Raw genomic sequence first — 20,413 nt, 5'->3', positions numbered from 1 at the left:
AGGAGCAACGATTCTAGAGGGCAAAACCGCCCGTGAGAGGGGGTTTCTGACTACTCCTGGTGTGGGGTGTCGTTGGGCGCCGTTGGTGGTGGTGGTGGTGGTAGTGGTGGTGGTGGTGGTGGGTAGGACAAGCAAGTTGTCAACTAGGTCTTAACCCTTACGGGAGTAGGGCTACTTGTCTACTTTTTGATACTTTCTGTGAGAATATCGGAAGGTAGTCTACTCGACCTGTCCTTACCTCCCTCTCCCTACTCCCTTCCTAACTCTTCTCTCAATGGGTACTCATATGGAAAGTGTGGTGAGGTCATTGAGATATACCTAGGTTAGATTCTTAGGTGGGAATCTCAATGAATAACCAATGAGGATCAGAATGAGGAATCTTAGGTAGGTCATAATGATATTCATAATGATAGCTACCTGTGGCCCCTGCTATAGTGAGGGTTCTCGGAAACGTAGGACTGGCGCGGGTTCCCAGGGTGGGGTGTGGAAAACTGTCTCGAATTAGAACATGTTGATATTGTTCACTTATTTACCTCACTCAGCCAAAACGCTCATATTCGCCTTCTCCTGAGTTTTAGAAGCCCAGGGATACGATGACATACCCCTGGACCTGAAAACGCAGCAGGAGCCAAATGTGGCCCTCTCAGGGGGTATCCAGAGGGTGTATTGGGAGGGTCATCTACGCACGTCGCAGAAACTCCCCAATGTATCCCCTGGTCCCTGGCCTGTCAACTTGTTACCTCCGAGGGTGGGGTTGATTACGCCACCAAGGAAGTCTTGGAGCAGTGTGTGGTAGGGTTTTTGCGCATTGTTGAACTCGTAGATATAAGGTATATGTTCAGGTTGCCGATGGCGTCCGTTGGGCGAGGTATCGGGACACGTATTTGAATTTGCGGGAGGGTAAATGTCCAAGACCATGACTCAGCAAGTGGCCGAATTTACAAAGAATGAGGTTGTCGAACTTTTTGGGGGTAGAGTCCCTACGTGGGACGAGTACCGTGAGGCTTACGAAGCGGGGCGGGTTCGGGCTGATAGGTCTGTTGCAGGACGCACGTATGATGCCGCCTGCATGTCTAAGTTTGGAAAAGCCCATGCAAGACTGACTGCTTTGGTTAGCTTGATTGCGCTTCCGTCTTCGCTGCTTGCTTACTTCTTTTGGGATAAGTCGGGCTGGTGGATTCTTTGCGGCTTGGCGATTTCCGTGTTTTTCGGGAAGGTATCGCGAGAGGTTCAGTGCGAATGCATCAAGCAAGGTGCTTACGTTGATGAGAATGTCTATGAGGTCTTGTTTGATATGGGAGCATTCTTGTTTGGTCCAAAGAAGTAGCGTGTAGAGGCGACTCTACTTTTACGCCAATTGGCGAGCCGTATATTTGTCTTCATGCTGGCTTGGTTGGGTCGTTTTTATGTCGCTTGTCGTCGTTTTGATCTTTTCGTAAGGCTCTCTCCGAGAATATTTACTCCGTCTCTCAACGTCTGGTCGAACAAATGCGCATACCGCATGGTCATTTGCGGCGTCTTGTGGGTCATAAGCTTCTGAAGGGTGTACATCGTGACCTTGCCGGATGAAGCAAGGTGGCTGGCGAACGTGTGCCTGAGGTCGTGGAAGCGGAAATCTGGGCAGAGTCCAGCCTTGGCCTTCACTCGCTCCCAGGAATTGCCAAGCCATGAGCGCTTGTCGCCCTTACGATTCGGGAAGACCCATTCGCATTGGGGGAAAGGGAGCAGTTCCTTGGCGTGGCTGAGAACTTCCAGTGCATCGACGCTCAACGGAAGCGTGGTATCCTTCCCGCCTTTGGTATCTCTGAGCGCCACGAAGCCGTTTTCAAGGTCGAGATCGCGCCACCTGAGCTTGAGAATTTCCCCCCGGCGTAGTCCCGTCAGAAGGGCAAACTTGACCAGCAAGGCGAACCTCGGATTAGGCCATGCTCCGAGCACTTGCCAAAGCCGGGCGATTTCCTCTCGCGTCAGGCATTCCGTCCGTTCGTTGTTCAGCTTGGGGAGCTTGATCTTGGACGAAGGGTTGATCCCTTCGTAAAGGCTGACCTCGTTCGCCCAATTGAAAAGCCGCTTTGTTAAGATCAGGACGTGCCGAACCGTTGCCGGAGCATACCCTTTCTCTCGCATCGCGTTCAGGATTGCGTGAAGGTCAAAAGGGGTGACGGCATCCATGAGCTTCCCGGCCAGGGTCGGCGCGAGATGCTTACGCCATATCTGAAGATCGCCCTCCCAGGACTTTTTGTGCCCCTTGGCGAATACGAGGTAGCGTTCCCATACGTCTCCGAGCGAATGGCTTTCCTTGAGTCCGAGGTAACGGCCCTCAATGACCTTCGCCTTGAGAGACGTTTCGAGCTTCCGGGCGAGACTCAGGCTTTCAAGGATTTTGGATACACGCTTGCCGTCCATCCCTCTGACCACCACCCGGTATGCCTGAGCAGCCCCGCCGCTATTTCCGCACTTTGGGCATTTGCGGGCCTTGAGAGTGTAGTCGGTTTTGCAGTGAGAACAGTGATTAAGGACCGCCATTCCAGCACCTTATGAGTAAAAATTGGTGTGTAAATAGTGTGACATCGCCGCCAAATCCCCTTTGCCGAGGAATCCGGCTCTCTGTGGCTGGTTAGCTCAATGATTCAGGCGTGATAGGCAGGAAAAACGGAGGGTGTTCGATGAGAAAACAAGGGGGCAAGCCGGTCGGTTTCAATAGCCTGACCGAGCGTAGGCCGAACCTGCCCCCGTGTTTACTCAAAGCTGATAATACCCTGAAAAAGAAGAAGGTTCAGAAGGAATCTATCCCTCTGAACCTTCAGAAATCTGGCGCGCCCGGCACGATTCGAACGTGCGACCAACGGATTCGTAGTCCGGTACTCTATCCGGCTGAGCTACGGGCGCAACGGAGAGGTAGTCTTTACGCAGCACCTCGATCTTCGTCAAGGGTCTTTTTTGTCCGGGGCGAAAAAATCTCGCGCTTCGTTTTCCTCGGTTCGCCGCCCCGGCTGCATTCCCGTTGCCGTGCCTGCCAATGCGCGTCGGCCTTGGACTTTTCTTGCGCCTTGCATCTGATGCTATTTGAACGGCCTGAAAGAACAGAGTTTGTCAACAACCTCCTAGGCCACCTCGAAGTGCGCCCGCTCCACGCCCTCCAGGAGCAGGAAGGTCCGCGCCCGAAGCGTCAGGATGTCCGAATCCGGGTGCGCGGCCAGCGATGACAGGTGCGGCAGGCGGCGGGCCATATCCGTCTTCAGCCGCGCGCGTTCCGCAGTCGGAAGGTCGAAGACGCACGAGGCCTCGATGGTCAGCGCGCATGCGGCCTCGCGGTTGTCCACGTTCTCGGTCCGGGTGTCGATGAGCACGGAAACCCTTGGATTGCGCAGGCAATTGGCGTACTTCTTGGAGCTTCGCGAGGACAGCAGGTACAACGTGCGGCCGTCTTCCGAGGAGAGGTAGGACATGAGCGAGGTGTGCGGCTGGTTGTCCGAGGCAGTGGCCAGGACGCAGATGTCGTGGTTGCGGATCAGGTTGCGAATTGTTTCGTGCATACGCGCACAGGCCTCCGGGTAAAGTTGATTCTCGGTCCAACCATACCTCATTTTTCGAAAAAACGACAAGGGAAATGCATGGCGGACATGCTCGACGCATCTTTGGCTGAAAAATACGAGGCCAGCCTGGCACTGTGCCTGGAGCTCGCCCGCGCTCACGACCCGGCCAGGGCGGCCGTGGCCTTCACCGGCGGCAAGGATTCCACCGTGGCCCTGGCGCTGTGGCGCGAGGCCCTTTGCCGCGTCCACGGACCTGGCGCGCGGCCCGTGGCCGTGTCGCTGGATACGGGGCTGAAATTTCCCGAGGTGCTGGCCGTGCGCGACGCCCTGGCCGGTCGCTTCGGCACTGCGCTGCACGTCTTGCGCCCCGCGCCTGACTGCGCGGCCCTGCCGGAGCACGACAAACGGGCCTGCTGCGCCGCGCGCAAGATTGGGCCGCTGCTCGATGGCGTGCGCGAACTCGGCCTCACGCTGCTCATCACCGGCATCCGGCGCGATGAACACCCGGCGCGGGCAGGGCTTGCAGCGGTCGAACCGCAGGCCGAACCGGCGCACCTGCGCGCCCATCCGCTGCTCGAATGGACCGAAATGGACGTCTGGGCCTGGCTCATGCAGGAGCGGCTGCCGTACTGCGAACTCTACGACCAGGGCTACCGCTCGCTCGGCTGCGCGCCCTGCACCGAGCCCGCCGAGGGCCTTGGGGCCGAACGCGCGGGCCGCGCGCCGGACAAGGAGGCGCACATGGAGCAATTGCGCGCCCTGGGCTATTTCTGACGGCCCCCCAAGCGCTGGGCGCCGCCCCGGCGGCGAGTGCGGACGCTTGGCTTGCGGATTGATTTGGGATAGGAATTTTTCCTTTACAGTATTATTTTCTTTCAGAGTTCGGAGCCCATGCACGCCGCACAGCAATCAGCCCCAACACGCCGCGCCACGCGCGCCATCCGCCTTGGTCCCTACCTGATAGGCGGCGGCAACCCCATCCGCGTGCAGTCCATGTGCAACACGGACACCCGCGACGCGGCCGCAACCCTGGCCCAGATCGAACGCCTGGCCGAGGCGGGCTGCGAGATCGTGCGCCTCGCGGTCATCGACGAGCGCGCCGCGGCCGCGCTCCCGGCCATTGTCGCGGCCTCGCCCGTGCCGCTGGTGGCGGACATCCATTTCGACCACCGCCTTGCGGTCATGGCGGCCGAGGCCGGCATTAAGGGGCTGCGCATCAATCCCGGCAACATCGGCGGCGAGGACAAGGTGGACACGGTGGTCGCGGCCGCGCGGCACCATGGCCTGCCCATCCGCATCGGCGTGAATTCCGGCTCGGTGGAGAAGGCGCTTTTGGCCCGCTTCGGCGGCCCCACGCCCGAGGCCATGGTGGAGAGCGCCCTGCACCACGTGGCCATGCTGGAGAAGCGCGGCTTTCACGAGATCAAGATTTCACTCAAGTCCTCCTCGGTCATGGACACCATCGCGGCCTACCGGCTGATGGCCGCGCGCGCGGACTATCCGCTGCACATCGGCGTCACCGAGGCGGGCACGCTGCTGCGCGGCTCGGTCAAGTCGGCCGTGGGGCTCGGCGTTCTTCTGGCCGAGGGCATCGGTGACACTCTGCGCGTCTCGCTGACCCACGACCCCGTGGCCGAGATGGACGTGGCCTACGAGATCCTGCGCTCGCTGAACATCCGCGCGCGCGGCCCGGAGATCGTCTCCTGCCCCACCTGCGGCCGCACCGAGATCGACCTGATCCGCCTGGCCAACGCCGTGGAGGAGCGGCTGCGTACCGTGCCCGAGGTCTTCAAGGTCGCGGTCATGGGCTGCGTGGTCAACGGTCCGGGCGAGGCGCGCGAGGCCGACATCGGCATCGCGGGCGGGCGGGGCAAGGCCGTGATCTTCCGCAAGGGCGAGGTGGTGAAAAGCCTTCGCGGCGGCTACGACGAGCTTCTGGCCGGTTTCATGGACGAGCTCGAACTTTTCCTTTCGCAACGAAAAATGCAGTAATTCCGAGGAGACACGAATGCGTTTCAGCAGGCTCTACGCGCCCACGCTCAAGGAGGCGCCGCGCGACGCCGAAGTCGTCAGCCACAAGCTGCTCGCCCGCGCCGGATACATCCGCCAGCTCACGAGCGGCATCTACTCCTTTCTGCCGCTCGGGCTTCGCGCCCTGAACAAGGTCGCGGCCATCGTGCGCGAGGAGATGAACCGCGCCGGAGCCCAGGAAGTGCTGCTGCCCATGGTCCAGCCCGCCGACCTGTGGAAGGAGACCGGCCGCTGGGAGTTCTACGGCAAGGAGCTGTTGCGCCTGAAGGACCGCAAGGATTCGGACTTCTGCCTTGGCCCCACGCACGAGGAGGTCATCACCGACCTTGTGCGCCACGAGGTGCGCTCCTACCGCCAACTGCCGCTGAACCTCTACCAGATCCAGACCAAGTTCCGCGACGAGATCCGGCCGCGCTTCGGCCTGATGCGCTGCCGCGAGTTCACCATGAAGGACGCCTATTCCTTCGACCGCGACGACGCGGGCGCGGACGTCTCCTACAAGTCCATGTACGACGCCTACACGCGCATCTTCCGCCGCCTGGGCCTGCGCTTCAAGGCCGTGGAGGCCGACTCCGGCTCCATCGGCGGCAGCTTCTCGCACGAGTTCATGGTCCTGGCCGAGACCGGCGAGGACACCATCGCCGCCTGCCTGGCCGAGAACTGCGACTACGCGGCCAACCTGGAGAAGGCCGAGGCCGTGTGCTCCCTGGATGACTGTCCCGAGTGCTGCGGCCAGTACGCCAAGGTGGCCACGCCCGGCGCGCACACCGTGGAGGAGGTCGCGGCCTTTTTGGGCGTTTCGCCGCGCGCGATCGTCAAGACGCTGCTCTACGACGTGGACGGCAGGCCGGTGGCCGCGCTGGTGCGCGGCGATCGCGAACTGAACGAGGTCAAGCTCAAGAACGCGCTCGACGCCACCGAGGTGCGCATGGCCTCCGAGGAGCAGGTCAAGGCCTGGAGCGGCGCGCCCGTCGGCTTCGCCGGTCCCGTGGGGCTGTCCGTGGACGTCATCGTGGCGGACCGGGAGCTTCGCAGCCTGACCGGGTTGATCGTGGGCGCCAACGAGGCCGACGCCCACCTGAAGGACGTGGACATCTCCCGCGACGTGCCCTCGGCCACCTTCGCCGACCTGCGCAACGTGGGCGAGGGCGACGTATGCCCACGCTGCCGCACGGCGCTCACGCTCTCCAAGGGCATCGAGGTCGGCCACGTCTTCAAGCTCGGAACCAAGTACTCCAAGGCCATGAAAGCCACATACCTCGACGAGGACGGCAAGGAGCGCATCATCGTCATGGGGTGCTACGGCATCGGCGTCTCGCGCATCGTGGCCTCGGCCATCGAGCAGAACCACGACGCCGACGGCCTGTTGCTGCCGCCGTCCATCGCGCCCTTCGAAGCGGTGGTCGTCTCGCTGGCGGGCAAGGACCCGGCCGCGGCTGCCAAGGCCGAGGACATCTACCGCGAGCTTGGCGCGCTGGGGCTGGACGTTCTTCTCGACGACCGCGACGAGCGGCCCGGCGTCAAGTTCAAGGATGCGGACCTGATCGGCCTGCCCATGCAACTCGTGGTGGGCGCAAAGGGCCTGGAACGCGGGGTGGTGGAGATCAAGTGCCGCAAGACCGGCACGCGAGCCGAATTGCCGCTTCAGGGTTTTGCCGAGACGTTCGCTTCCTTTAGGGCGTCGGTCTGGAAGGCCTGGGGGCTTTCCGTGTCCGAGGGCGAACGGGGATAGGGGGACACCGGCATGACGGAACGAGCCGGAGTTGGCCCCGATCTGGCCCGGATTCTTTTCGAGCATTCGCCCGTGGGGCTTGTGGTGCTCGACGAGGGTGGCGTCATCCGTCATGTCTGCCGCCTGGCGGGAAAAATTCTCGGCGAGGAGCCCGGGGCCCTTATTGGCAGGCGCATGGACGAACTGTTCGTGCCCACGGTCAGGCCCGTGCTCGCCGAACACCTCGCAGCGGCGCGTGAAGCGAATGAGCCCGTGCGCGAGGTGGTGGCTCTGACCAGGCCCGGTAACGCCTTCGTGCGCCTGCACACCACGCCTCTGCCGCCCGAGACTGCGGGAGGAGAGGTCTTGTTCATGTGCGCTCTGGCGGATTTCACCGAGCGCCGCCACTTGGAGGCGAAGCTCGAAAAGGCTCTGCGCGAGGCCGAGGAGGCATCGCTCGCCAAGAGTCGCTTCCTGGCCAACATGAGCCATGAGATGCGCACGCCTCTCAACGGCATTCTCGGGCTGCTGGAACTGACCCTGAACATGGAGTTGGGCGAGGAGCAGCGCGAGAACCTGCGCATGGTGCGCGACTCCGGCCGCAATCTCCTGACGATCATCAACGACATCCTGGACATCACCAAGATCGAGTCCGGTATGCTCGAACTGGTGCTCGAACCCTTCGATCTGGATAGGGTGCTTTCCACGACCGCCAAGATGTATTCTATCGAGAGCCGCGCCAAGGGCATCGACCTGCACTACGTCAAATCCCTGGAAACGCCCCAGGAACTGTACGGCGATCCGGTGCGGCTGCGCCAGATATTGGCGAATCTGGTGGGCAACGCCATCAAGTTCACCGAATCCGGCTTCGTCGAGATTTCCGCGCGTCCCTGGAAAAATCCCAACGGAGACAAAAGCAGGGTCTGCCTGCTTTTCGAGGTCCGAGACACGGGTTGCGGCATCGAGAAGGAATTGCAGGCGACAATTTTCGACTCCTTCACCCAGGCCGACACATCCTTTTCGCGCAAGTACCAGGACACGGGCCTGGGGCTGGCCATCAGCAAGCGGCTCGTGGAACTCATGGGCGGCGAAATATGGGTGGAGAGCGAGTCCGGCCGGGGAGCCACGTTCAGCTTCACGGCCTGCTTCGAGAAGAGCGGCGCCAGAAGGAAGGAAGAGGCGACTCCCCAGTCCGTCATCGACGGCGTCAGGTTGCCGGGCTTGCGCATCCTCCTGGCCGAGGACAACCGCGTCAACCAGACCTTCGTCTGCCGCTCCCTGGAGCGCGAGGGGCATACTGTCGTCAGCGTGGTCAGCGGCCGCGAGGCCATCGAGGCGCTCGCCGGGCAGGGGCCTTTCGACCTCGTACTCATGGACATCCAGATGCCCGAACTGGACGGCGTGGAGGCCACGCGCCTCATCCGCGCTGACACCTCCGGGGCCTTCGATCCGAACATCCCGATCATCGCGCTCACGGCCTATGCCATGAAGGGAGACCGCGACCGGTTCCTGACCGTTGGCATGACCGACTATCTGAGCAAGCCCTTCGATTCGTGCGATCTGGTGGAGACGGTGGGCCGGGTCATGCTCAGGCCGTGAGGGAAGACGGGATGTCGCACGTCTTTTCGGTCCGCGAACTGACCACCGCCTTGCGTGACGTGGTGGAAGGGCAGTTTCCCTTTGTCTGGGTCGCGGGCGAGGTGGCCAATCTCGCGCGGCCCGCTTCGGGTCACACCTATTTCACTCTCAAGGATGCCGAGGCCACGCTTTCCGTGGTCTGGTTTCGGCAGACGCGCGCGGCGGCGGCGGACGGCGGCGTGCATCCCCTGACCGGCGAGGTCTGCGAGGCGGCTCCCGCCCGTCTTGCCGACGGCGCGTCCGTGCTCGTGGCCGGGCGGATGACGGTCTATCCGCCGCGCGGCGCGTGCCAGCTTGTGGCCGAACTGATCCAGGAGCAGGGCGCGGGCGAGCTGGCCGCCGCCTTCGAGCGGCTCAAGCGCGAACTGGCGGCCCTTGGCTATTTCGACGAGTCGCGCAAGATGCGCGTGCCCGACAACCCAAGCCGCGTGGCGCTCGTCACCTCGCCCGGCGGCGCGGCTGTGCGCGACTTTCTGCGCGTGGCCGGGGAGAGCGGCGCGGGCGCACATATCCGCATCCATCCGGTGCTCGTGCAGGGCGAGGCCGCGCCCGGCCAGATTGCGGTGGCGCTCGACGCCGCCTGCGCTGAGGGCTGGGCCGAGGTGGTGTGCCTTTTGCGCGGCGGCGGCTCGCTTGAGGACTTGTGGGCCTTCAACACCCGTCAGGTGGCTGACGCCGTGTTCAGGGCCACCATCCCCGTGGTCAGCGGCGTGGGGCACGAGGTGGACGTGACCATCGCCGACCTGGTGGCCGATCGCCGGGCCGCGACGCCGACCCACGCCGCGCAGGGGCTTTGGACTTCGCGCCGCGTGCTGGCCCAAGCCCTGGACGAGGCCGAAACAAAACTGGCGGGGGCCGCCAGGGCCTTTGTGGACCGCAAGGCCACCACTTTCGAACATCTCGAACGCGGCCTGACCTGGTTTTCCCCCGCGCGGGCCCTCGATCGTTCGGCGGAACGCCTAGCCCATTTGCAGGCACGGTTGGATCAGGCCGGAGCGCGTTTCTTCTCCACCCGGAGCGGCTGGCTCAGGGGGCTTGCGGGGCGTCTTGCCCGGGCCTTCGGGCCGCGCGCGCTGGAGCTTCGCGCCGTGCGGTGCGAAAGCTTGGCCGAGCGGCTTGGCCGCGCCGGGACCGCTCTGTTCGCGGGACACGAAGCCGTACTCGACCGGCTGCAAGTACGGCTTGCGGCCGCGAGTCCCGAGGCTCCGCTCGTGCGCGGTTACGGCCTGGTGCGTGTTCGCCGCACGGGCCGCTTCCTGCGCGGTCCCGACGAGGTCTCGCTGGGCGACGCGCTGGAAATCACGGTGCAGCGCGGCCGGGTGGCCGCCACTGTCGAGGACGACGCGTTGTTGCCCAATCCTGACAGGTTGGATAACGAGGCTTCCCTGAGCAAGGACCAGGTATGAGATTGGCCCTGTCTTTCATGTTGTTCTGGCTCGCGCTGGTTCCGGCCGTCTGGGCCGCGCCTGTGCTGCATGCCCCGGCCGAGGTCGGCGTGGGCCAGCCCTTCCTTGTCGCGCTCGAATCGTCCGGGGAGTTGTCCGAAGTCCGTTTCGTCTGGTTCGGACGCGAGATATCTGTCCGGCCCATGCACCGCGATGGAGCATGGCGGGCCGAGGCGCTCCTGGGCACGGACGTGGGGCAGGACGAGCCTGGAGAACGGCAGGTGGTCGCGAGGGCGATGGCGAACGGCCGGGAGGTCTCGACTCGCGCGTCTGTTCGAGTGACGGCGGTGGCCTATCCGGAGCAACACCTTTCGCTTCCTCCGGCCATGGTCACGCCGCCCGCCGAAGTCCTGGAGCGCATCGCCAGAGATCGCGAGGAAGCCAGGGCCGCCCTGGCGACCATGACCGGCGAACGGCTGTGGCGGCTGCCGCTGCTGCGCCCCGTGCCCGGCGACGTGAGCAGCGCCTACGGACTTCGTCGCGTTTTGAACGATAAGCCGCGCGCCCCGCACAGGGGAGTGGACTTTCGCGGCCCCGAGGGCCAAGGTGTTGCCGCCGTGGCCGATGGCCGGGTTGTGCTCGCGGCGGACCAATATTACGCCGGAAAAAGCCTGTTTCTCGACCATGGGCAGGGCGTGGTGAGCGTGTATTTTCATCTTTCGGAGATCATCGCCCGGCCAGGACAGTTCGTTTCGGCCGGAGAGATCGTGGGCCTCGTCGGGGCCACGGGCCGGGTCACCGGTCCGCATCTGCATTTCGGTTTGGCCCTACAGGGCCGATACGTCGATCCCATGTCCCTGCTTGGGGCCGTGGGCGAATAGATGTTTCGGGAGAGGCGCATGAGCGAGGGAAAGGATCGTTTCGAGGACCGCATGCAGCGGCTTTCCGCCATTGTGGAGACGCTGGAAAAGGGAGAGTTGCCTCTTGAAGAGGGGGTGGCCCTGTTCAAGGAAGGGCTGCTGCTGGCCAAGGGCTGCCGGGAACAGCTTGAAACGGCCAGAAACGAGGTCTCCGTCTATCAGGAAGGGCTGCTGCGCGAGTTTTCGATCCAGGGAGCCGACGAATCGGGTGCCGGGGAGGGCGGACGTGACGACGCTTAAGGAAGATCTGGCCCGTGAGGCCGCACGCGTCGAGTTCTGGCTTGCCGGGTGTCTCGATGGACGGGGAATCCCGCCGCGCTTGCGCGAGGCCATGGATTACAGCCTGCGCGCCGGTGGCAAGCGGCTTCGGCCCGTACTCTGTCTTGCTTTCGCCGGGCTTTGCGGCGGTGACGAAGAAGCCGCGATGCCCTGTGCCGGGGCATTCGAACTCATCCATACCTATTCTCTGATTCACGACGATCTGCCCGCCATGGACGACGATGATCTCAGGCGCGGCAAGCCTTCGAACCACAAGGTCTTCGGGGAGGCTACGGCCATACTCGCGGGCGACGGCCTGCTGACCGAGGCCTTCGCCTGCATGGCCGAGGCCGCGCCCGCCATTCCTGCCGGGCGCGTGGTCGAGGCGATGCGGCTTCTGGCCGTGGCCGCAGGTGCGGGCGGCATGGTCGGCGGCCAGGATCTGGACATGGCCTACACCGGCGCACCGGACGTGACGCTCGAAAAACTCGCTGCCATGCACGCCATGAAGACCGGCGCGTTGATCCGGGCGGCCTGCGAATGCGGCGCGGTGCTGGCCGGAGCCGACGACGATCGGCGAGCCAGGGCCCGCGATTTCGGCATCCATGTGGGCGCGGCCTTCCAGATCGTGGACGACGTCCTGGACGTAGTGGGTGACGAGAAGGAGATCGGCAAGCCTGTTGGCAGCGACCAGGAGATGGGCAAGCACACCTATCCGAGCTTGGTGGGTCTCGACGAGAGCCGCCGCATGGCCGGGGAACGGATCGCCATGGCCCTTGACCGCCTTTCCGTCTTCGAGGGGCCGCGCGCGGATTTTCTGCGTAATCTGGCCCGCTACATACTGGAGCGTGCGCAATGAGTGTTTCGGAAAAGATCGAACCGGGAACGGCTGCTCCGGCCGTGAAGCCCGAGGCCGAGACGGCCCGGGCGTCGTTGCTGGAGACGCTGCCGCTGCCCTCGGGCGTGCGCGATCTGGGGGTGGACGATCTGGCGCGGTTGGCTCAGGAAATACGAGGTCTCATGATTTCCACGGTATCCAGGACCGGCGGGCACCTCGCGCCCGGGCTCGGCGTGGTGGAACTCACCCTCGCGCTCTACAAGGTCTTCAATCCCGCGCACGACCGCTTCGTCTGGGATGTGGGGCATCAGGCCTACGCCCACAAGATCCTCACCGGCCGTGCCGGACGTTTTGGGACGCTGAGGCAATTCGGCGGCGTCTCGGGATTTCCCCGGCCTGCCGAAGCCCCCGAATACGATCATTTCGGCGTGGGTCATTCCTCCACCTCGATTTCCGCAGCGCTTGGCATGGCCGTGGCCCGGGACCTGAAGGGGGAGGCGCGTAAGGTTCTGGCCGTGATTGGCGACGGCTCTATGACCGCCGGGCTGGCCTACGAGGGCCTGAACCAGGCGGGCGGCATGGAGCGCGACCTGATCGTGGTGCTCAACGACAACGAGATGTCTATCTCCAAGAACGTGGGCGCCTTGTCGTCGTTCCTTTCGCGCAACCTCTCCACTCCGTGGCTCATGCGCCTGAAGAAAGACTTCGAGCAGCGCATGCGCTCGCTGGGCCGCATCGGCGAGGATTTGGCCAATCTGGCGCGCAAGGGTGAGGATTCTTTCAAGCACTTCTTCACGCCAGGCACGCTGTTCCAGTCTTTCGGCTTCAACTATCTCGGGCCCATCGACGGCCACGACATGAAGGAGCTTCTGCGCATCTTCGAACTGGTCAAGGAACTCGAAGGGCCGACGTTAATCCACGTTCTGACCAAGAAGGGCAAGGGGTACGAACCTGCCGAGGACAACCCGACCTATTTCCACGGCGTGGGCTGTTTCGAGCCCGAGACCGGTCGGGCCAAGAAGTTCGCGGGCTGCGTGTTGCCGTCCTACACCGAGGTCTTCGGCAACGCCTTGTGCGAACTGGCCACGGCCGACCCGCGCATCGTGGCCATCACCGCCGCCATGCCCGAGGGCACAGGGCTTTCACGCTTCGCCGAGAAGCATCCCGAGCGTTTTGTGGACGTGGGCATCTGCGAGCAGCACGCCGTGACATTCGCGGCCGGGCTGGCCCGCGAGGGGTTCAAGCCCGTGGTGGCCATCTACTCCACGTTTTTGCAGCGCTCTTACGACCAGATCGTGCACGATGTCTGCCTGCAAAACCTGCCCGTGACCTTCTGCCTGGATCGGGGCGGGCTGGTGGGCGAGGACGGGGCCACGCACCACGGGGCTTTTGATATGTCCTACCTGCGCCACATCCCGAACATCATCGTCATGGCCGCCAAGGACGAGGCCGAACTGCGAGATCTTCTGGCCACGGCCATGGCGCACGACGGCCCGGCGGCCCTGCGCTATCCGCGCGGCGTGGGCGTGGGCGCGGACTGTTCGGACCGGGCGCGCGTCCTGCCCGTGGGCAAGGGCGAACTGTTGCGCGACGGCCGTGAACTGTGCGTGCTGGCCGTGGGCAGCCGCGTCTATCCGTGCGTCGAGGCGGCCGAGGAACTGGAGCAGGAGCAGGGCCTGAAAATCGCGGTCTTCAACGCCCGCTTCATCAAGCCCCTGGATGAGAAGGCCATTTTGGAGTTGGCCAGGCGCTTCAAGGCCATCGTCACCGTGGAGGAGAACGCCCTGGCGGGCGGATTCGGCTCGGCGGTGCTGGAACTTCTGGCCGACAAAGACGTACTTTCGGGCCTCACGGTCAGGCGGCTCGGGCTGCCCGACCACTTCGTCGAACACGGCACGCAAAAGGAGCTTCGCGTCAGCCTCGGGCTGGACAAGGGCGGCATCAAGCGCAGCCTGCTCGAAATGGAGGGGAAGTGAGGAGGGGCAGTCGTTGGCGAGGCGCTTGCCTCTCGGTATGCGAGCATGGCCTACGACGCGCTACAAGCAAGAGGGAAGATGCGCTTGATATCCTGGAACGTCTGCTCGTGAAGGCGAAGGACACATGAGAAGCTGCACCCTTGCCGAACTCGAAGCCGCTGCTCGGGCGGCCCGGCTGGAGCGTTTCCGGCGTGGAGAGCCAGAGCCGGGCAAGGCGCGGACGCGCCCCCGTTCGCCGGAAAAGATCGAACTGCTCTACAAGCGCTTCAAGGACCGCCTCAAGCGCTATCCGCCCTACAAGGACGCCGACGGCTTCTGGGTCTTTCCGCACCTCACGGCCTGACAGTCTGTCGGATGAGCGCCATCTGACGCATCACGGCGAGAAATCCAACGGTCGACTGACCGGGGAGCATTTGGCTGGCCCTTGGCCGCTAGCGCCCTTCCTTCTTCATCTCTTCTTCGCGCAGGGCGCGGCGCAGCACCTTGCCCACCAGGGTCTTGGGCAGTTCGGCCCTGAACTCCACCTCGCGCGGAACCTTGTACGCGGCCAGCTTCTGGCGGCACCAGGCCAGCACCTCGTGCCGCGCCAACTCCTCGCCTTCCTTCAGAACCACGAAGGCCTTGATGACCTCGCCCCGCGTGCGGTGCGGGATGCCCACGGCCACGGCCTCCTTGATCTTGGGATGCTCGTAGAGCACCTCGTCGATCTCGCGCGGATAGACGTTGTAGCCGCCGGTGAGGATCATATCCTTCTTGCGGTCAACGATGAAGAAGTAGCCTTCCTCGTCCATGACCGCGATGTCACCGGTGTAGAGCCAGCCGTTGCGAAGCGTGGAGGCCGTCTCGTCGGCGCGGTTCCAGTAGCCCTTCATGACCTGAGGGCCGCGCAAAATGAGTTCGCCCTCCTTGCCGGGCAGCAAAGGCTCGGGGCCGCCGCCGACCATGTCCACCACCCGCGCCTCGGTGTCCGGGAAAGGCAGGCCGATGGAGCCTTCCTTGCGGCGGCCGCCCAAGGGGTTGAGGTGCGTCACGGGCGAGGCCTCGGTCAGGCCGTAGCCTTCCACGATCTCGGCCCCGGTGATCTCCTTGAAGCGGCGTAACAGTTCGACCGGCATGGGCGCGGAGCCCGAGACGCAGTAGCGCAACGAACTCCAGTCGGTGCGGGCGAAGTCCTTTTGCTGCATGAGCGCGAGATAAAGGCTTGGTGCGCCCGGAAATATCGTGGGTTTCAGGCGGTTGACCTCGCCCAGGACCTCCTTGGGATCGAAGCGCGCCAGCGGGGCCAGGGTCGCGCCCACGGAGATGGGGAAGTTGAGGCAGACCGTGAGGCCGTAGACGTGAAAATAGGGCAGGATACCGAGGAAAACTTCGGGCTTTACGCCCACGGCATGCAGGATGGCCCTGATCTGGGTGACGTTGGCCACGAGGTTGGCGTGGCTGATCATGCAGCCCTTGGAGACGCCCGTGGTGCCGCCTGTGTATTGCAGCAGTGCGAGGTCCGAATGGGGCAGGATGGATTTCTCCGAGTAGCGTTCATTTCCCCGCAGCAGGTCCTTGTAACGCAGCACGCGCACGCCGTCGTAGGGCACTGTGACGCTGCGCTTCTCGCGCCAGAGCTTGAAGCGGGCGAGCCAGTTGAGCGGAAAGCCCAGGGCGTCGGGAATCGACGTCACCACGGCCGTCTCCAGGCCGAGTTGCTCCCACAAGGCCGCGATCTTGGGCCAGAGCAGATCGAGGACGATGATCGTCTTGCACTGCGCGTCGGGGATTTGGTGACGCAACTCGTGCTCCATGGACAGGGGGTTGACCATCATCGCCACGGCCCCGGCCTTGAGCACGGCGAAGTAAGCCACGATGGTCTGGGGGAGGTTCGGCAGCATGATCGCCACGCGATCGCCCCGGCGCACGCCTCGCGCTCGTAGCGAGTGGGCCAGCACCTCTGCCCGCCGCCTGAGTTCGGCGTAGTTCAGGCGCACGTTCTTGAAGATCAGCGCTATGTTGTCGGGCTTCTCCTCGGCCGTGCGGTCGAGGAAGGCGAAGGCCGAGATGTTTTCGTAGTCCAGGCGCGGCGGGACTTCCTGGTCGTAATGGGCCAGCCAGGGGCGGTCGGCGTCGATCATCGTCACTTCCGGAGAGGGGATTTCGGGCGGTTGTAGTCGGCATTGCCTCGACTGGCAAGCAGGAACGCCAGGCTGCTGAAAAAGCCCATCTGCCGCGTTGCCGCGAAAGCGCCGACCCCTCACGTATTGGCAATACGCGTCGGTCCCAGCGTTGTCTTGCGCCTTGCATCCGGCGCTTTTTCAGCAGCCATGAGAAATGGCGGCGTCGATCTCCTTGTCTTGACCCGTTTCGGATTTGACCGCACACTTCGTCAAGGTCTGCAAGGAGGTCGGCCATGTCGCAAATCGGCATAGAAAAAGGACTTTCGCTTCAAGAGGCAAAGCGGCGCGGGGTATTCGCCTGGCCCACGTGGGAATGCGCGGCCAGCATCTTTCCCTGGACCTACGACGCCGACGAGGAATGTTACCTGCTCGAAGGACGAGTCGAAGTCACGCCCGAAGGCGGGGAGCCCGTGAGCTTCGGCGCGGGCGACTATGTGCGCTTTCCGGCGGGCATGTCCTGCACTTGGCGGGTCATCGAACCCGTGCGCAAACACTACGTCTTTCGCTGAGAGTGGTCGAAGATACGACTGGGCGGCGTTACAGAGGCGTCTTGGAGCGCATGATGATCTGCGAAAGTCCCAAGGTTGCGAGCTTTTCCCGCATTCCGTGCGTTTCCTCGGCCGTGCCGATGAAGCGCACGAGCACACGATGCCAGGTGCGCCCGTTGATCTCGCTCGCCTCGGTGGAGGCGGAAAGGCCGAGTCCCTTGATGCGCTCTGACAGCGCTTTGGCCTGGGCCTGATCCGAGAACGAGGCCACTTGGTAGATGTAGGTGAACCGTTCCTGGGATTCCTGCTGGGGCGGAACGGGCGCGGGCGCGGCCGGCTTCGGCGCGGAAGCCGGGGCCGACTGGGGGGCGGGTGTCGGCTGCTGCGCGGGTGTTTGTGCCTGAGCCTGCTGCTGGGTGGGCGTGATGGTTTTCTCGGCGGGCTTCTCTGCCTGAGGCGCGGGCCGTTTCGCCGGTCGTTCGGCAGCCTTGGCGGTGTTTTCCGGCGGCTTGGAGAGCGTGTCCAGGTACGACAACTCCTCTGGCCTGAGCACGCCCTGGGGAGCGGGCTTCGGGACTGTCTGAGGCATGGGCATGATGCGCGCGATCTCGGGCACGGCCTGCTCGGGCTTATAGCCCCGGCCCACGACAATGCCGAGCGCGAAGGCCCAGGCGACCACGAACACGGCCAGCACGGACAGGGCCGTGGCTTTGCCCAGGCTCAGATGCACGGTCACGCTGCGCGGCGCGTTCGGGTCCTTGGTCGTCCGAGCCATATTCGTCCTACATCCGGTCAGGAGCACTCACGCCAAGAAGCGCGAGGCCGTTCGCGATCGTCTGGGCCACGGCCCGAAGCAGCGCGAAGCGCGCGTTCGTCAGATCGGGGGCCGAGGCGTCCAGCACTTTGTTGGCGTTGTAATAGCGATGCAAAAGCCCGGCCAATTCCATCAGGTAGTAGCTGACGTGGTGCGGCGAGAGGCTCTTGGCCGCCGCCTCCACGGTATCGGGCCAGCGTTCCAGGATTTTCAGCAGGTCGAGGTCGGCCTCGGTGTCCAAAAGGGCTAGGTCAGCCGAGGCGGGGTCGAGCGAAAGGCCCGTCTCCTCGGCCTTGCGACCCACTGAGGCGATGCGCGCGTGGGCGTACTGCACGTAGTAGACCGGGTTGTCCATGGACTGCTGCTTGACCAACTCCAGGTCGAAGTCGAGCTTGCTGTCCGACTTGCGCGAGAGGAAGATGAAGCGGGCGCTGTCCGCGCCGACCTCGCGCACCACGGCGGAAAGCTCCTCGAACTCGCCCGCGCGGGTGGACATGGCCACCTGCTCCCCGCCGCGCAGAAGGTTCACGAGCTGCACCAGGATGATCTGCAACTGCTCGCGATCCTTGCCCATGGCCTGGACCGCGGCCTTCATGCGCGGGATGTAGCCGTGATGGTCCGCGCCCCAGACGTCCACGACCAGGTCGAATCCCCGGCGGAACTTGTCCAGGTGGTAGGCGATGTCCGCGGCGAAATAGGTCAATTCGCCCGTGGATTTGCGCAGCACGCGGTCCTTGTCGTCGCCCAGGCGTGAGGTGGCGAACCACAGCGCCCCGTCCTGCTCGTAGAGGAAGCCGCGCTCGTCGAGGAAGGCGAAGGCCTCCTCGACCTTGCCTGCGGCGTGCAGGGTCTTCTCGGAGAAGAACACGTCGTGGCTGACGCCGAAGTCGGCCATGTCCTTCCTGATGCCCGCCATGATGGCTTCCATGCCGTGGCGGTAGCAGATGTCCGTGGCCTCATCGAGGGGCATGTCGAGCAGGGCGCGGCCGTGCTGTTCCATGACCTCGCGGGCGTGTTCGACGATGTACTCGCCCTTGTAGCCCTCATCGAGGAAAGGCAGGTCCGGGTCGAAAAGCTGCTGGTAGCGGCGCAGGATGGACGAGCCGAGCAGGCGCATCTGCAATCCGGCGTCGTTGATGTAGTATTCGGTGCTGACGTCGTAGCTGGCGAAGCGCAGGATGCGGGCCACGGAATCGCCGATGGCCGCGCCTCGACCGTGGCCGATGTGCAGCGGTCCCGTGGGGTTTGCCGAGACGAACTCGACCTGGGCCTTGGTTCCCGCGCCGGTGGGGACCCGGCCGTATGTCGGCCCGGCGGCCAGAATTTCGGCCACGGTCTTCTGCCAGAACGAGGGCGCCAGGGTGATGTTCAAGAAGCCTGGTCCGGCCACGTCCACGGCCGCGATGCCGTCCTGGGCGCGGAGAAGCCCGGCGGCCTCCTCGGCGATGGAGCGCGGCGGCCTGCCCGCCTCCTTGGCCAGCAACATGGCCGCGTTGCAGGCCAGGTCGCCGAACTTCCTGTCCTTGGGCGGCTCGATCACCGCGCGTTCGGGCATGGTCAGACCCATGGCGGCAAGCGCCGTGGCGACGGCCTCGCGGCAGAAGGTGGTCGCGCGCATCAGGCGACCTCCGCCGTGAGCGCGGCCATGGCCTCGGGATCGGCGTAGAAGCCGCTCGCGGCCTCGCGCTCGCCCAGGATGGCGGGCAGCATGCGCGTGAGCACGCCCTTGGGGCCGCACTCCACGAAACGCCGCGCGCCGATCTCCCACATGGCCTCGACGCTGTCGATCCACAGAACCGAGGAGGTCATCTGGCGGCCCATGGCCTCGCGTATCTCGGCGCCCGTGCGGGCCGGGGCGGCCGTGGCGTTCATGACCACGGGGAAGGCGGGATCGTTGATGGAGGCCTTGCCAAGCGCCCTGGCGAATTCGGCCGCGGCTTCGGCCATAAGCGGCGAGTGGAAGGCTCCGGACACGGCCAGGGGCACGGCGCGGGCCTTGCGCTCTTTGGCCAGGGCGGATGCGGCCTCCACGGCCTCGCGTTTGCCCGAGATGACGAACTGCGCGGGCGTGTTGTAGTTGGCCACGCGAAGCTCCAGGCCAGTCTTATCGCGGGCCAGCGCGACCATCTCCTCGGCCCCGGTTCGATCGACCTTGAGCAGGGCGGCCATGGCGCCGGTTCCGTCGCCCGCCTCGGCCATCAGGCGGCCGCGCACGGCGACGAGTTCGAGCACGTCGTCCACGGAGAGCGCCTTGGCGGCGGCCAGGGCGGCGAACTCGCCAAGCGAATGTCCGGCCGCGGCCAGGGGGGAAATGTATCCGGCAAGGCCCAGGTAAACGCTCAGGTTGACCACGGTCAGGGCCGGTTGCAGGGTGCGGGTGTCGGCCATGTCGGCCTCCTCGCCCTCCCAGTAGATGGCTCGAAGATCATGGCCGCTGATGCGCTCGGCCTTTTTCCAGAGGTCCATGGCCTGGGCGTCGGCCTCGGCGATGGCCCGGCCCATGCCTTTCTCCTGGGACCCTTGGCCCGGAAAGAGAAGGGCGCAGGATATGCGGTCGCTCACGTGTGCTTGCTCCTTTGCTGTTCATCAGGTAGGCGTCGGCATCGCCGACGTCCGTTCGTCGTGCGAGCGGGAATAGTGGATTCCCGCCTCCCTT

The 20,413-nt window shown here is 64.2% G+C and carries 18 protein-coding genes and 1 tRNA gene; 12 read left to right on the top strand and 7 right to left on the bottom strand.

Annotation, left to right across the window (positions count from 1 at the left end; translation table 11 throughout):
• The first annotated feature begins 904 nt into the window (after window positions 1-904).
• The gene (locus DSAT_RS06850) at window positions 905-1,327 is read left to right on the top strand and encodes a hypothetical protein (RefSeq protein ID WP_040370967.1); all 423 of its coding nucleotides are present in this window, start codon (window positions 905-907) and stop codon (window positions 1,325-1,327) included.
• A gap of 77 nt (window positions 1,328-1,404) precedes the next feature.
• Here DSAT_RS06850 and DSAT_RS06845 read toward each other — a convergent pair whose 3' ends face one another.
• The 3 genes from DSAT_RS06845 to DSAT_RS06835 form a co-directional block, all read right to left on the bottom strand.
• A complete protein-coding gene (locus DSAT_RS06845; protein ID WP_020886846.1) occupies window positions 1,405-2,526 on the bottom strand; it encodes a tyrosine-type recombinase/integrase in 1,122 nt (373 codons plus the stop codon).
• Between the two features lie 286 nt (window positions 2,527-2,812).
• Window positions 2,813-2,889, bottom strand: a tRNA-Arg gene (locus DSAT_RS06840).
• Between the two features lie 215 nt (window positions 2,890-3,104).
• Window positions 3,105-3,536 (bottom strand): pyridoxamine 5'-phosphate oxidase family protein, encoded by a 432-nt coding sequence (locus DSAT_RS06835; RefSeq protein ID WP_020886845.1) that lies wholly within the window; start codon window positions 3,534-3,536, stop codon window positions 3,105-3,107.
• 78 nt (window positions 3,537-3,614) lie between these two features.
• Here DSAT_RS06835 and DSAT_RS06830 point away from each other — a divergent pair, with 78 nt between their 5' ends.
• The 10 genes from DSAT_RS06830 (at window position 3,615) to DSAT_RS06785 (ending at window position 14,636) form a co-directional block, all read left to right on the top strand.
• Complete coding sequence (locus DSAT_RS06830; protein WP_020886844.1) at window positions 3,615-4,310, top strand: phosphoadenosine phosphosulfate reductase family protein; 696 nt, start codon at window positions 3,615-3,617, stop codon at window positions 4,308-4,310.
• A 117-nt stretch (window positions 4,311-4,427) separates the two neighbouring features.
• On the top strand, window positions 4,428-5,528 hold the full coding sequence (gene ispG, locus DSAT_RS06825; RefSeq protein WP_020886843.1) for a flavodoxin-dependent (E)-4-hydroxy-3-methylbut-2-enyl-diphosphate synthase: 1,101 nt from the start codon (window positions 4,428-4,430) through the stop codon (window positions 5,526-5,528).
• Between the two features lie 16 nt (window positions 5,529-5,544).
• A complete protein-coding gene (locus DSAT_RS06820) occupies window positions 5,545-7,299 on the top strand; it encodes a proline--tRNA ligase (RefSeq protein ID WP_020886842.1) in 1,755 nt (584 codons plus the stop codon).
• Between the two features lie 12 nt (window positions 7,300-7,311).
• Window positions 7,312-8,877, top strand: coding sequence for a PAS domain-containing sensor histidine kinase (locus DSAT_RS06815; RefSeq protein WP_020886841.1), 1,566 nt, complete (start codon window positions 7,312-7,314; stop codon window positions 8,875-8,877).
• A gap of 11 nt (window positions 8,878-8,888) precedes the next feature.
• Window positions 8,889-10,322, top strand: a complete 1,434-nt coding sequence (xseA, locus tag DSAT_RS06810) for an exodeoxyribonuclease VII large subunit (RefSeq protein ID WP_020886840.1) — start codon at window positions 8,889-8,891, stop codon at window positions 10,320-10,322.
• 17 nt (window positions 10,323-10,339) lie between these two features.
• A complete protein-coding gene (locus DSAT_RS06805; protein ID WP_235695931.1) occupies window positions 10,340-11,182 on the top strand; it encodes a M23 family metallopeptidase in 843 nt (280 codons plus the stop codon).
• Between the two features lie 18 nt (window positions 11,183-11,200).
• On the top strand, window positions 11,201-11,461 hold the full coding sequence (xseB, locus tag DSAT_RS06800; protein ID WP_020886838.1) for an exodeoxyribonuclease VII small subunit: 261 nt from the start codon (window positions 11,201-11,203) through the stop codon (window positions 11,459-11,461).
• Window positions 11,448-12,338 carry a polyprenyl synthetase family protein gene (locus tag DSAT_RS06795; protein ID WP_020886837.1) on the top strand — a complete coding sequence of 297 codons (891 nt, stop codon included), beginning with the start codon at window positions 11,448-11,450 and terminating at the stop codon, window positions 12,336-12,338. Before xseB ends, DSAT_RS06795 begins: the two co-directional genes overlap by 14 nt.
• Window positions 12,335-14,293: a 1-deoxy-D-xylulose-5-phosphate synthase gene (gene dxs / locus DSAT_RS06790; protein ID WP_020886836.1), complete on the top strand. Its 1,959-nt coding sequence runs from the start codon at window positions 12,335-12,337 to the stop codon at window positions 14,291-14,293. The genes DSAT_RS06795 and dxs overlap by 4 nt, the downstream gene beginning before the upstream one ends.
• A gap of 124 nt (window positions 14,294-14,417) precedes the next feature.
• Window positions 14,418-14,636: a hypothetical protein gene (locus tag DSAT_RS06785; protein WP_020886835.1), complete on the top strand. Its 219-nt coding sequence runs from the start codon at window positions 14,418-14,420 to the stop codon at window positions 14,634-14,636.
• 88 nt (window positions 14,637-14,724) lie between these two features.
• On the opposite strand, the gene DSAT_RS06780 is transcribed toward DSAT_RS06785, so the two are convergent.
• On the bottom strand, window positions 14,725-16,413 hold the full coding sequence (locus DSAT_RS06780) for a long-chain-fatty-acid--CoA ligase (protein WP_020886834.1): 1,689 nt from the start codon (window positions 16,411-16,413) through the stop codon (window positions 14,725-14,727).
• Window positions 16,414-16,688: 275 nt separating this feature from the next.
• Here DSAT_RS06780 and DSAT_RS06775 point away from each other — a divergent pair, with 275 nt between their 5' ends.
• Entirely contained in the window at window positions 16,689-16,964 is a 276-nt protein-coding gene (locus tag DSAT_RS06775; RefSeq protein WP_020886833.1) for a cupin domain-containing protein, read from the top strand.
• Between the two features lie 28 nt (window positions 16,965-16,992).
• Here DSAT_RS06775 and DSAT_RS06770 read toward each other — a convergent pair whose 3' ends face one another.
• From DSAT_RS06770 to DSAT_RS06760, 3 genes are read right to left on the bottom strand one after another with little or no spacing between them, the layout of a single operon-like run.
• Window positions 16,993-17,718, bottom strand: coding sequence for an SPOR domain-containing protein (locus DSAT_RS06770; RefSeq protein ID WP_020886832.1), 726 nt, complete (start codon window positions 17,716-17,718; stop codon window positions 16,993-16,995).
• A 7-nt stretch (window positions 17,719-17,725) separates the two neighbouring features.
• Window positions 17,726-19,375, bottom strand: a complete 1,650-nt coding sequence (gene argS / locus DSAT_RS06765; RefSeq protein WP_020886831.1) for an arginine--tRNA ligase — start codon at window positions 19,373-19,375, stop codon at window positions 17,726-17,728.
• Window positions 19,375-20,319, bottom strand: coding sequence for an ACP S-malonyltransferase (locus DSAT_RS06760; RefSeq protein WP_040370963.1), 945 nt, complete (start codon window positions 20,317-20,319; stop codon window positions 19,375-19,377). Before DSAT_RS06760 ends, argS begins: the two co-directional genes overlap by 1 nt.
• Window positions 20,320-20,413 lie beyond the last annotated feature (94 nt).

Source organism: Alkalidesulfovibrio alkalitolerans DSM 16529 (assembly GCF_000422245.1).
In the GTDB taxonomy this organism is placed as follows: Bacteria; Desulfobacterota; Desulfovibrionia; order Desulfovibrionales; family Desulfovibrionaceae; genus Alkalidesulfovibrio; species Alkalidesulfovibrio alkalitolerans.
Note: the sequence above shows the minus strand (reverse complement) of the source record. Positions and strands in the feature narration are given on the sequence as shown.